Origin of the sequence: Thiohalophilus sp. (assembly GCF_046483665.1) — a bacterium.
Classification (GTDB): domain Bacteria; phylum Pseudomonadota; class Gammaproteobacteria; order UBA6429; family Thiohalophilaceae; genus Thiohalophilus.
In genome coordinates this window covers 25,430-37,391 of record NZ_JAWOCR010000042.1, presented here as the reverse complement: position 1 = coordinate 37,391, position 11,962 = coordinate 25,430, and the positions used below count along the sequence as shown (strand labels likewise).

The 11,962-nt window shown below is 57.5% G+C and carries 11 protein-coding genes; 10 read left to right on the top strand and 1 reads right to left on the bottom strand.

Going from position 1 to position 11,962, the window contains the following annotated elements; genetic code table 11:
• Positions 1 to 77: 77 nt before the first annotated feature.
• Entirely contained in the window at positions 78 to 542 is a 465-nt protein-coding gene (locus tag R6U90_RS09675; protein WP_410352484.1) for a peroxiredoxin, read from the bottom strand.
• Positions 543 to 711: 169 nt separating this feature from the next.
• Between R6U90_RS09675 and R6U90_RS09670 the strand changes: the two genes are divergently transcribed.
• The 10 genes from R6U90_RS09670 to R6U90_RS09625 all read left to right on the top strand — a co-directional run bounded on the left by R6U90_RS09670 (position 712) and on the right by R6U90_RS09625 (position 11,946).
• Positions 712 to 1,218, top strand: coding sequence for a type 1 glutamine amidotransferase domain-containing protein (locus tag R6U90_RS09670; RefSeq protein ID WP_410352483.1), 507 nt, complete (start codon positions 712 to 714; stop codon positions 1,216 to 1,218).
• Positions 1,219 to 1,348: 130 nt separating this feature from the next.
• Positions 1,349 to 1,852: a hypothetical protein gene (locus R6U90_RS09665; protein ID WP_410352482.1), complete on the top strand. Its 504-nt coding sequence runs from the start codon at positions 1,349 to 1,351 to the stop codon at positions 1,850 to 1,852.
• A 48-nt stretch (positions 1,853 to 1,900) separates the two neighbouring features.
• Complete coding sequence (locus R6U90_RS09660; RefSeq protein ID WP_410352481.1) at positions 1,901 to 2,362, top strand: host attachment protein; 462 nt, start codon at positions 1,901 to 1,903, stop codon at positions 2,360 to 2,362.
• Between the two features lie 16 nt (positions 2,363 to 2,378).
• Positions 2,379 to 2,702, top strand: coding sequence for a hypothetical protein (locus R6U90_RS09655; protein WP_410352480.1), 324 nt, complete (start codon positions 2,379 to 2,381; stop codon positions 2,700 to 2,702).
• Between the two features lie 6 nt (positions 2,703 to 2,708).
• Positions 2,709 to 3,854: an aminotransferase class V-fold PLP-dependent enzyme gene (locus R6U90_RS09650; RefSeq protein WP_410352479.1), complete on the top strand. Its 1,146-nt coding sequence runs from the start codon at positions 2,709 to 2,711 to the stop codon at positions 3,852 to 3,854.
• A 173-nt stretch (positions 3,855 to 4,027) separates the two neighbouring features.
• Positions 4,028 to 6,283: an acyl-CoA dehydrogenase gene (locus R6U90_RS09645; protein WP_410352478.1), complete on the top strand. Its 2,256-nt coding sequence runs from the start codon at positions 4,028 to 4,030 to the stop codon at positions 6,281 to 6,283.
• A 13-nt stretch (positions 6,284 to 6,296) separates the two neighbouring features.
• On the top strand, positions 6,297 to 7,658 hold the full coding sequence (locus R6U90_RS09640) for an acetyl-CoA C-acetyltransferase (RefSeq protein WP_410352477.1): 1,362 nt from the start codon (positions 6,297 to 6,299) through the stop codon (positions 7,656 to 7,658).
• A gap of 21 nt (positions 7,659 to 7,679) precedes the next feature.
• Positions 7,680 to 9,713 carry a 3-hydroxyacyl-CoA dehydrogenase NAD-binding domain-containing protein gene (locus R6U90_RS09635; RefSeq protein WP_410352476.1) on the top strand — a complete coding sequence of 678 codons (2,034 nt, stop codon included), beginning with the start codon at positions 7,680 to 7,682 and terminating at the stop codon, positions 9,711 to 9,713.
• A 20-nt stretch (positions 9,714 to 9,733) separates the two neighbouring features.
• Entirely contained in the window at positions 9,734 to 11,536 is a 1,803-nt protein-coding gene (locus R6U90_RS09630) for an AMP-dependent synthetase/ligase (RefSeq protein WP_410352475.1), read from the top strand.
• Positions 11,533 to 11,946 carry an acyl-CoA thioesterase gene (locus tag R6U90_RS09625; RefSeq protein ID WP_410352474.1) on the top strand — a complete coding sequence of 138 codons (414 nt, stop codon included), beginning with the start codon at positions 11,533 to 11,535 and terminating at the stop codon, positions 11,944 to 11,946. The genes R6U90_RS09630 and R6U90_RS09625 overlap by 4 nt, the downstream gene beginning before the upstream one ends.
• The last annotated feature ends 16 nt before the right edge of the window (positions 11,947 to 11,962 follow it).

The following is an 11,962-nucleotide window of genomic DNA, read 5'->3' as shown; positions in this document are numbered from 1 at the left end:
TAATTTAACATAATATACATTATGCGTACTAAAGGAGGGATCGGTTCGGCGGGGAATTATCCGGCCTGATCCGGTTTTCAGCCGTGTTTGACCTTCTCCAGCATCGCCTGCGCATGCCCTTCGGGATCGACACCGTATTCCACGTGAGCCAGTTTGCCGCTCTTGTCGATTAAAAACGTGGAACGCACGATGCCCATTTTCTTGACGCCATTTTTTTCTTTTTCCTGCCAGACACCGTACTTGTCGCACAGCTCGCCGTCAGTGTCGGCCAGCAGATCGACGCGCAGGTCGAACTTGCTGATAAATGCCTGGTGGCTGTCACTGTCGTCGCGGCTGACACCGAGAACGACAGTATCATGCCGGGTGAATTCGTCGACCAGCGTGCTGAACTGGTTGGCTTCCACGGTACAGCCCGGCGTGTCGTCTTTGGGGTAAAAATACAGAATCACGTTTTTGAGGCCTTTGAAATCGGCCAGACAAACCGGTCGGCTGGACTGATTCGGGGCGCAAAAAGGCGGTGCAAATTGACCAGGTTGCAACATTGTTATTCTCCGGTATATGTCAGGCTCTAATCTATCGCTGCGTATATAACATATTCTGCCGAGGCTGTGTCCACGTAGTTTACAGGGTAAAGATTGAAAATTCGCAATGCGCAAGGCTGACTGGCGGGTTTACAGTGTATCTTGCAAATCATGGCAAGGAGACACCGTTATGAGCAAACTGGTCTTTATCGTTGGCGAAGGGTTTGAGGACTCCGAATTTGAGGTACCTTATGCGCATCTGAAAAAAGCCGGCTATGACATTGAGGTCATGGGTAATCAGGCCGGGGTGGATGTGCACGGCAAAAAAGACGGTACTGCCGCGCATATTGATATCGATGCCGAGGGGGCTTACCCGGCTAATTACGCCGGGATGGTGATTCCCGGGGGCTTTGGTCCGGACCGATTGCGGACCAACGAGGCGATCGTGGCCTTCGTCAAGGGATTCGTCAGCACCGGCAAGCCGGTGGCGGCCATCTGCCACGGCCCGCAGTTGCTGATCGAGGCGGATGTGGTGCGCGGACGCACCCTCACCTCCTGGCCCTCGGTGCGCACCGACCTGCTGAATGCCGGCGCCGACTGGGTGGATGAGCCGGTGGTGATCGACGGCAATCTGATCACCTCCCGCAATCCGGATGATCTCGAGCCGTTTTGTCAGGCTATCGAAGAGGCCCTGTGACACCCGGGTTCTGCCCGGTTTCCGTATTTTTTTCAGGCACTTACAAAATCTTGCCCCCTCTTCCGGGTGCGTCTGAGCTGATTGTCCGCAAGCTTCGTGACAAGAGCGTCAAAGGCGCTAAACTGGAAGTATGGACCCGATTGACTCGCTCTCTTTGTGTGAATCCGATCAGCTGCTGTCGCTGGCCGGGCGTGAGGACTGCTCCCGCGTCATTCATGCCATGAGTCAGCAGGCAGCGCTTTCCTTACTGATATTCGACGACAACCTGGAACCTGGTCTCTACGACCACCCCGCTTTTATCGACGCGGTACGGCGTATCGCTACCGGGGACGCCAATGCGAGCATACGGATCCTGTTTTACTCTCCCGAAAAACTGCTCCACCGCTGCCATCACCTGCCGGAACTGATTCGACGCCTGAGTAGCCGTGTCGAAATTCGCCAGCTTTCCCGGGCCTATCATCACGCGTTTTTTGTTGCCGATGGTTGCGGTGTGGTGGACCGGCGCGTGGCCAGCCGTTTTGAGGGAATCGCCAACTTTAACGACCCCGCCCGGGCTGCGGAACTGAACGCGTTCTTCAATACTACCTGGGAGATGAGTAGCCGAAATATAGAACTGCAAGCGTTACAGATTTAGCCCGACGCTCTGACTTTCATTGACATAGCAACGATGGAGGAAACACCTATGCCCAAGACCTGGATTCTGGTAGCCGATAGCAGCCGCGCCCGTATATTTAGCGCCGACACGGCATCCTCACCACTGGTTGAACTGAAAATGTTTACCCACCCGGCCAGCCGACAACACAATCAGGACATTACCTCCGATCTGCCGGGCAAGCAAAATGGCAAAGGGGTCAATGGCAGCGCCGCCCACGCCATGACCCAGGAAACTGAACCCAAACGCCAGGAAGCCATTAACTTTTCCCGGGAGCTCGCACACTATATTAACAAGGCTCATAATAAAAACAGCTTCCGGCAGCTGATCATTGTGGCCTCCCCCAACTTTCTCGGCCTGTTGCGTGATAACCTGAATGACAGCACCCGACGCAGTCTGACCCTGCAACTGGATAAAAACCTGACCCGGCAAAACCCCAATGCCATTCGTAAACATCTGCCCGAGTATTTGCCCAACCTGGAACTGCATTGACCCCGGACACAGGCCGGTGACACACCGGCCTGTGTTTTTATATCCCCTGTCGAATGCCATTCACGCTCATATCTGGAACATCCCCTGTCGCGACTATCGCAACCATCAATGTTCTGCGGGACTGGCCATTCGTGAATTTTTCGATCACCATCGGCTGACCTGTGACGGCGGATTACAAGCTTGCATACCTGGCGCGCCGATATTCAAAAGACGCACCGTTGCTGTAGTATTGAACATGAAGCGGATTGAACTGTATGCCATGTCAGCAGGAGGCCAGCTCTCTGGCCGGGAGTTCAGTATGACGCAATCATCGGCGGAGTCTTTTGAGGTTGTGGAGTAACGTGTTTTGAAGAGTGAAGTTCAAACCTTGATCGAACAGGAGTTTAATCTGCAGGATGATTTGATTCATCTCAATCATGCAGCGGTAGGACCCTGGCCTCGGCGTACAGTACAGGCGCTGGAAGATTTTGCCCACGACAATCATCAACTGGGTTCGCTGCATTATCCGCACTGGGTCGCGGTGGAAACCCGCCTGCGCGAGCGCGGAGCGCGCTTGATCAATGCCCCGCCCGGGGATATTGCACTGGTTAAAAACACCTCGGAAGCCCTGTCGATGGTGGCCTGGGGGCTTGACTGGCAAGCGGGTGACACGGTCGTCATCAGTGATGAAGAGTTTCCCTCCAACCGGATCGTCTGGGAGTCGCTGCAGGCCCGCGGGGTACAGGTTCGCCAGGTCAATCTGCATGGCACGCAAACCCCCGAGCAGGCGCTGATTGAAGCGATGGATGCCCGGACCCGGCTACTGGCGATCAGCTCGGTCCAGTATGCGTCAGGCTTGCGCGTCAGCCTGGAACAGCTGGGTGAACACTGCCAGCAACACAATGTGCTGTTTTGCGTGGATGCCATTCAAAGTCTCGGTGCTGTGCAGGTTGATGTGCAGAGCTGCGGGGCCGACTTTGTTATGGCCGATGGGCACAAGTGGCTGCTGGGGCCTGAAGGTCTGGCGCTGTTTTATAGTCGCCCGGAGGCACGCGAACAGTTACAGCTGTTTGAATACGGCTGGCATATGGTGGAACAGATGGGCGATTTTGATAACCCGGACTGGCAACCGGCGCACAGCGCGCGCCGCTTCGAATGCGGCAGTCCCAATATGCTCTGCGCTCACGCACTGGAAGCCAGTCTCTCCCTGATCGAAGAGATCGGCATGGCGACGATCGAGCAACAGGTACTGGAAAACAGTCAGCGGATATTTGACACCATTGACCAGCTTGCCAACCTTGAATTACTTACCGATACGCAAGCAGGTCGTTATGCCGGAATCGTCGTCTTCAAACACAAACAGATCCCGACTGAGCAACTCTATGCCTGGTTAATGGAACAGCACGTTCTGTGCGCTCGCCGCGGTGGCGGGATACGTTTTTCACCGCATTTTCATACCCCGTGGGAAAAAACTGAACAGGGATTGCAACTGGCCAATGCAGGAGCGCAATAACCTGACTGTAGAGCTTGCCCGGGTCGCACAGGACGCATAAAGTCAGAAGGAGATGAAAGTCTTGCTTCGCCGGATGCATAAAGTCTTTAAAGGAGTGAACGTTATATCAGTAACGGGGTTCTAAATTTAAAGGCGGTGGATCACATCACCCTACGCAGCAAAGGAGGCATCCCATGAACAGCATGGCGCAGAAAGTGACCGGCTGGCGGCGACGCTGGATCTCCCGCCCCCTGTTGAAGCTGTTCCGGCGTGTCTCACCGCGTATGTCCCGGACCGAGCGAGAAGCCCTGGACGCGGGTTCGGTGTGGTGGGATGGGGAATTGTTCAGCGGTCGTCCGCGCTGGAAAAAACTGCGTAGCCTTCCGATACCAACCCTCTCTGCCGAGGAGCAGGCCTTCATCGATGGGCCGGTGGAAAAACTCTGCGAGATGCTGGATGACTGGGAGATTACCAGCCAACGTTACGATCTCTCCGAACCGGCCTGGCAATATATCAAGCAACAGGGCTTTTTGAGCCTGATCATCCCCAAAGAGTATGGCGGTCTGGATTACTCCAATCTGGCGCACTCCGCCATCATCATGAAGCTGGCCACCCGCAGTATCACGGCCGCAGTGACGGTAATGGTGCCCAACTCGCTGGGCCCGGCCAAGCTGTTGCTCGAATACGGTACCGAGGAACAGAAAAGCCATTACCTGCCCCGCCTGGCCAAAGGCGAGGAGATCCCCTGCTTCGCCCTGACCAGCCCCGAAGCCGGCAGCGATGCCGGAGCAATGCCGGATTACGGCATCGTCTGTCGCCAGGCGTTTGATGGCAAAAAAGATGTGCTGGGCATGCGCGTCACCTGGGACAAGCGCTATATCACGCTGGGCCCGGTGGCCACGCTGCTGGGACTGGCATTCAAACTGTACGATCCCGATCATCTGCTGGGAGATAAAGACGATCTCGGTATCACGCTGGCGTTGATACCGACCGACACCCCCGGCGTTAACATCGGTCGACGCCACTTTCCGCTCAACGTGGTCTTTATGAACGGTCCCAACAGCGGCAAGGATGTCTTTATTCCCATGGACTGGATCATCGGTGGCCAGGATCGCGTTGGTCAGGGCTGGCGCATGTTAATGGAATCGCTCTCCGACGGACGCGGTATCTCGCTGCCGGCGTTGAGTACGGGTGCGGGCAAACTGGTCAGCCATGGTGTTGGCGGTTATGCGCGGGTACGCCGCCAGTTCAAGCTGCCGATCGGCCGTTTCGAAGGGGTTGAGGAAGCGCTGGCGCGGATCGGCGCCAACACCTACATGATGGACGCCGCCCGCGGGCTGACCTCGGTAGCGCTGGATCAGGGCGAGAAGCCCTCGGTCATTTCGGCCATTGTGAAATACCACCTGACCGAAGGCATGCGCCAGGTGATCAACGACGGCATGGATGTTCTTGGCGGGGCCGGCATTTGTCTGGGACCGCGCAACTTTGTCGCCCGCGGCTATCAGTCCACACCCATCAGTATCACGGTGGAAGGCGCCAACATCCTGACCCGGACCATGATCATCTTCGGCCAGGGGGCGATCCGCAGCCATCCCTATATCTTCAAGGAACTCGAAGCGCTGGGCATGGAGGATCCCGACCAGTCGCTGGAGAACTTCGATCGCGCCCTGTTCAGCCATATCGGCTTTACGACCAGAAACCTGTTTCGCAGCCTGTTCCACGGCCTGACCTCGGCACACTTTGTCTGGGTCTCCGGTCGGCGACCGACCCGTCGTTATTACCAGCATCTGACCCGCATGAGCGCGGCATTTGCATTAATGACCGACGTCGCCCTGCTCACCCTGGGCGGCGATCTCAAGCGCAAGGAGAAACTTTCCGGACGGTTGGGGGATATTCTCAGCCAGCTCTATCTGGCCTCGGCCTGTCTCAAACGGTTCGAGGATCAGGGCCATCCCAAAAGCGATGAGCCCCTGCTGCACTGGTGCTGTCAGCACACGCTGTTCGAAATCCAGCGCGCTTTCGACGGCCTGTTGCAGAACCTGCCCAACCGGCCGGTGGCCTGGATCATGCGCTGGATGGTCTTTCCCCTGGGCCAGCACTTCAAGGCCCCCGGTGACAAACTGGGCCACCGCATCGCGGATATGCTGATCACGCCCGGTGACGCCCGCGAACGGTTGTGCGAAGGGATGTATCAACCTCATTCCAGCGACGAACCCCTGCAGCGTATCGAAGAGGCCCTGCACAAGGTCATTGCCGCCGAGCCGATCGAAAAGCGCATTCGTCAGCAGCTGTCGAATTACGAACCCGACTATCACGGTCTGGAGGGCCTGTTACACGCCGCGCTCAAACAGGCTATTATCACGGAACAGGAGGCCGAGACCGTTCGTAGCGCCGATGCCGCGCGCCGCGAGGTGATCAAGGTGGATGATTTCGGCCCCGACCTTAAATAGCAAAGGTTAACTCATGGCAGAAGTGAAAAAGAAAACGGCAAAGAAGACCGCCAAAAAAACCGCCACGCGCAAGAAGAGTACCGCTTCCGGCGGCAGCCGACGCCCGATCTATATCGTCGATGGCAGCCGGACGCCGCACCTGAAGGCCCGAAACAAACCGGGACCGTTTGCCGCCGCTGATCTGTTGCTCGGCTGTAGCCGTCCCCTGCTCCTGCGCCAGGGTTTTGATCCCGGTCTGATCGACGAGGTCATCACCGGCTGCGTGATGCCCGGACCTGACGAGGCGAATATCGCCCGCGTGGCGGCATTGCGCCTGGGTCTGGGCAACCATGTGCCGGCCTGGACCGTGCAGCGTAACTGCGCCTCGGGCATGCAGGCACTGGACAGCGCCGCCAAGGATATTGCCATGGGTCGCGCTGATCTGGTGCTGGCCGGCGGCGTCGAGGCCATGAGTCACGCCCCGGTGCTGTGGAACGAACAGATGGTCGCCTGGCTGGGGGCCTGGATGAGTGCCAAAACGGTCGGCCAGCGGCTCAAGACGCTTGGTCAGCTACGCCTGCAGCATCTCAAGCCGGTCATTGGCCTGCTGCGCGGCCTGACCGATCCGGTGGTGGGTCTTTCCATGGGGCAGACCGCCGAAAACCTGGCCTGGCGCTTTGGCATCAGCCGCGAGCAGATGGACGAATTTGCCGTACGCAGCCATCATCGTCTGGCCGCCGCCATGCAGGAAGGCCGGCTGGATGAAATCGAACCGATCTATGACCGCCATGGCAAGGTGTATGAACAGGACGACGGCATCCGCGGTGACAGTACCGTGGAACAGCTGGGCAAACTGAAGCCGGTGTTTGACAGGCCATTCGGAAATGTCACCGCCGGTAACAGTGCGCAGGTCACCGACGGCGCGGCTATGTTGCTGCTGGCCAGTGAAAAGGCGGTCAAACAACATGATTTGCCGGTGCTCGGGCGCATTGTCGACACCCACTGGGCGGGACTGGACGCCGCACAGATGGGGCTTGGGCCGGTGCATGCCATGACGCCGCTGATGCAGCGCCACAAGCTCAAACCTGACGATATCGACTACTGGGAAATCAACGAAGCCTTTGCCGCCCAGGTCCTGGCCTGTCTGCGGGCCTGGGAAGACAGCAACTACTGCAAGAACGAGCTGGGGTTACGCGGCGCCATGGGTAGCATCGATCAGGCCCGCCTCAACGTTGACGGCGGCGGCATCAGCCTCGGCCATCCGGTCGGTACCAGCGGCGCGCGGATTGTTCTGCACCTGCTCCAGGTCCTGAAACAACACAATGCCAAACGCGGCATGGCCAGCCTCTGCATCGGCGGAGGCCAGGGTGGTGCCATGCTGGTGGAAACCGCGTAACGCAAACAGGATTGATAAAACATGGCTGCAACAAATTATAAAAACTGGAACGTCGTCCACGATGATCATCACATTGCCTGGTTGCATCTGGATAAGGCACAGAGCAGCACCAATACCCTGTCGGCCGGCGTCCTCAATGAACTGGATACCATTCTCGGCGAGCTGCTGAGCAAGCCGCCGCGCGGTGTGGTGATGCTTTCCGACAAGGCCAACGGTTTTATCGCCGGCGCCGATGTCAACGAGTTCACCGAGTTCAACGATCAGGGCGAAGCCCAGGCGGCCATCGAACGGGGGCATACCATTTTTCAAAAACTGGAGAACCTGCCCTGCCCGACGGTGGCGCTGATCCACGGCTTTTGTCTGGGCGGCGGGCTGGAACTGGCGCTGGCCTGTCGCTATCGCATCGCCGATGAGGATCCGGCCACCCGTATCGGCCTGCCGGAAGTCAAACTCGGGATTCATCCCGGGTTCGGCGGGACCGTGCGCAGCATCGAGACCCTCGGCCCCCTGAATGCCATGGATCTGATGCTGACCGGCCGCACTCTCTCGGCACGCGCCGCCAAACGGATGAAATTGATCCAGCACGCGGTGCCCAAACGCCATCTGCTCAACGCGGCGACCCAGACAGTATTGCACCCGCCGGCCAAACAGACACTGCCGTTCTGGATGCGGTGGCTGAACCATAAATGGCTGCGTCCCTGGCTGGCCAGATACATGGCCAAAAAAGTCGCCAAAAAAGCCCCGCGCGCTCACTATCCGGCGCCCTACGCCCTGCTCGATCTGTGGCAAAACCATTTCGACGATCGCCAGCAGATGCTCAAAGAGGAAGCCCTGTCCGTGGCCCGGCTGATTGTGGGCAAGACCGCGCGCAATCTGATCCGGGTGTTCCAGTTACAGGAGCGGATGAAGTCCCTCGGCCGACAGATCGATTATGCCCCCAGACAGGTGCATGTGATCGGGGCCGGCGTCATGGGCGGCGACATTGCCGCCTGGTGCGCCATGCAGGGCTTTCAGGTCACTGTTCAGGATCCGAAGACCGAGGCCATCGGCCGGGTAATCAAGGCCGCGCACAAACTCTACAAAAGTAAACTGAAGGCCCGGATTGCCATCAACGGCGCCATGGATAGACTGATTCCCGATCCCCATGGCCATGGCCTCAAACGCGCGGACATCGTTATCGAAGCCATCTTCGAAGACATCAAGGTCAAACAGGATCTGCTGCGTGATATCGAACCCGAACTGCCGGATCACGCCCTGATTGCGACCAACACCTCCAGCATCCCGCTGGAAACACTGGCCACGGCGCTGAACAAACCTGAACGATTGATCGGGCTGCACTTTTTCAATCCCGTGGCGAAAATGCCCCTGGTAGAAATCGTTCATGGCCAGCACACCGATGAAGACAGCGTGAATCAGGCCAGCAGTTTCACCAGGGCCATTCGCAAACTGCCCCTGCCGGTGGCCAGCAAGCCCGGTTTTCTGGTTAACCGCGTGCTGATGCCCTACCTGCTGGAAGCGGTGACCCTGACTGACGAAGGCATTCCCCTGAAAGTCATCGACGATGAAGCCGTGAAATTCGGCATGCCGATGGGACCGATCGAACTGGCCGACACCGTCGGACTGGATATCTGTCTCAAAGTCGCGGAGATACTTTCCGAGTCAATGGACATCACCGTGCCGGAAAAATTGCGCAAGCTGGTAGATAAGGGCAAGCTGGGCAAGAAAACCGGTCAGGGTTTTTATACCTTCAAAAAAGGCAAACCGGTCAAGCCCCGCCCCGACAAAAGCTATACGCCCCCCGCCGACATTCAGGATCGCATGATTCTGCGACTCATCAATGAAACGGTTGCCTGCCTGCGAGAGAACATCGTCGAGGAAGCCGATCTGGCCGATGCAGGTGTGATTTTTGGTACCGGCTTCGCTCCGTTCCGCGGTGGGCCGTTGCACTATGCGGACTGTCGCGGCTATGAGCAGATGGAAAAAATGCTCGGCCAGTTACAACAACGTTACGGTCCCCGCTTCACACCAGATGGCGGCTGGTCTCAGTTGCACTGATTGACTGACAGGAACATCGCATGAACTCAATAAGCGATATAATCAGCCAGGAAGAGGCCGGCAATCTGCACGGCCTGTTTCAGGAACGGGTTCGTCGCAGCCCGCATCGTATTGCCTATCGTCACTACAATTCCAGCACTCATCAATGGGAGGATATCAGCTGGCAGCAAATGGCAGAGGAAGTGGCTCGCTGGCAAACCGCACTCGCCCGGGAAAACCTGGAACCTGGCACGCGGGTCGGGTTAATCCTGCGTAACTGTCCCGCCTGGGTTCAGTTCGAACAGGCTGCGCTCGGACTCGGGCTGGTGGTCGTACCTTTATATACCAATGATCGCCCCGACAACATTGCCTACATCATCGATAATGCCGATGTTAAATGTCTGTTATTCGAAGGTCAGGAACACTGGCAAATACTCCAGGGTATTCTGGATCGCCTTGACACAGTACAACGCTTTATCAGTCTGCAGGATCCGGGCAATCACTCAGAGGTGCGTCTCACTTCAATCAGCCACTGGATCCCGGCCCAGCAAGACAATCTTGTCCGCCCTGAAATAAACCCCCGGGATCTGGCCTCGATTGTCTACACTTCGGGGACCACCGGCAAACCCAAGGGAGTGATGCTGAGTCATGAAAATATCCTCTGGAATGCCTGTGCTGCCTCAAAGTGCGAGCGTTTTTATAATGACGATGTTTATCTGTCCTTCCTGCCGCTGTCACACATGTTCGAGCGCACCGGGGGCTATTACCTTCCCATGGTAGCCGGCTCGACCGTCGCCTATGCGCGTTCCATTGAAAAACTGGCCGAGGATCTGCTGAGCATCCGGCCGACGATTCTGATCTCTGTTCCACGCATCTACGAGCGGGTCAATAACAAGATCAAGGCGCAGCTGGAAGACAAATCCCCCCTTGCCCGTAAACTGTTCAGCAACGCGGTGAGCACGGGCTGGCAGATGTTCGAACACCAGCAGGACCGGGATCGCTGGCGCCCGCGGCAACTGTTATGGCCTGTGTTCAAGACCCTGGTGGCCAGAAAGATCATGCAAAAACTCGGCGGCCGGTTGCGCATTGCTGTTTGCGGGGGCGCCCCGTTACCTGTCGATGTCGCCAGAACCTTTATCGGCCTGGGGCTGCCCCTGCTACAGGGCTATGGAATGACCGAACTGGGCCCGGTGGCAAGTGTCAATCGCCGCACAAATAACGACCCGGCCAGTGTCGGCAAGGTTCTCGATGATGTGGAAGTCAAACTGGGAGATGATAACGAGTTACTCGTGCGCAGCCCCGGTATCATGAAGGGTTACTGGAACAATGAGGAGGCCACACGCGGGATCATTGACGAACAGGGATGGCTGCATACCGGCGATGTGGCCCGTATCGATAACGGCTTTATCTATATCACCGGGCGCATCAAGGACATCATCGTTCTGTCCAATGGCGAGAAGGTCCCGCCAGCCGATATCGAAATGGCCATTGCCAACGATCCCCTCTTCGACCAGGCCATGGTGATCGGCGAAGGTAAACCTTTTTTAAGCTGCATCACCGTTCTCAACCCTGAAAGCTGGCAACAAATCGCCCGCGATCACAACCTTGATCCCGACGATAGCGCGAGCCTGGAGAACAAAACGATCATCCGGCTGTTACTGGATAAGATCAATCACCAGCTGCACGACTTTCCCGGCTATGCAAAGATCTATCGTGTCAGGGCGACGCTGACGCCCTGGGGCATCGAAGACGGCCTGATTACGCCCACTCTCAAGCTCAAGCGCAACGAACTGAGGGAAACTTTTGCGGATGATATTGCACGCTTCTACAGGGGACACGAATGAGCGAAAACCTGCATTCCGACAAACTGCCGCAGGGTGAGGAGCCCCAGATCCGCGTCATGGCCATGCCGGCCGACACCAACGCCTCCGGCGACATTTTCGGCGGCTGGCTGATGTCCCAGGCCGATATCGCCGGCAGCATCGCGGCCTATCGCCAGGCCCGCGGGCGCATTGTCACCATCGCCGTCAACGAATTCCGTTTCATCAACCCGGTCTACGTCGGCGATCTGATCAGCCTCTACTCGCGCGTGCTTCATGTCGGCAATACCTCTATCCGGGTCATGATCGAAGGTTTCGCCGAACGCAGCCGCGGCACCGACGAATGCGACCGCGTCGCCGAAGCCGAGATCACCTACGTCGCCATCGACGAGCAGGGCAAACCTCGCCCGGTGGGCGATAGTGCTGAGTGCTGAGTGCTAAGTTCTTAGT

Bases quoted from the DNA above. Each gene is read 5' to 3' on its own strand.
- R6U90_RS09660 (WP_410352481.1), top strand. From the start codon at position 1,901: ATGCCCAAGACCTGGATTCTGGTAGCCGATAGCAGCCGCGCCCGTATA.
- R6U90_RS09645 (WP_410352478.1), top strand. From the start codon at position 4,028: ATGAACAGCATGGCGCAGAAAGTGACCGGCTGGCGGCGACGCTGGATC.
- R6U90_RS09640 (WP_410352477.1), top strand. From the start codon at position 6,297: ATGGCAGAAGTGAAAAAGAAAACGGCAAAGAAGACCGCCAAAAAAACC.
- R6U90_RS09625 (WP_410352474.1), top strand. From the start codon at position 11,533: ATGAGCGAAAACCTGCATTCCGACAAACTGCCGCAGGGTGAGGAGCCC.
- R6U90_RS09665 (WP_410352482.1), top strand. From the start codon at position 1,349: ATGGACCCGATTGACTCGCTCTCTTTGTGTGAATCCGATCAGCTGCTG.
- R6U90_RS09635 (WP_410352476.1), top strand. From the start codon at position 7,680: ATGGCTGCAACAAATTATAAAAACTGGAACGTCGTCCACGATGATCAT.
- R6U90_RS09675 (WP_410352484.1), bottom strand. From the start codon at position 542: ATGTTGCAACCTGGTCAATTTGCACCGCCTTTTTGCGCCCCGAATCAG.
- R6U90_RS09630 (WP_410352475.1), top strand. From the start codon at position 9,734: ATGAACTCAATAAGCGATATAATCAGCCAGGAAGAGGCCGGCAATCTG.
- R6U90_RS09670 (WP_410352483.1), top strand. From the start codon at position 712: ATGAGCAAACTGGTCTTTATCGTTGGCGAAGGGTTTGAGGACTCCGAA.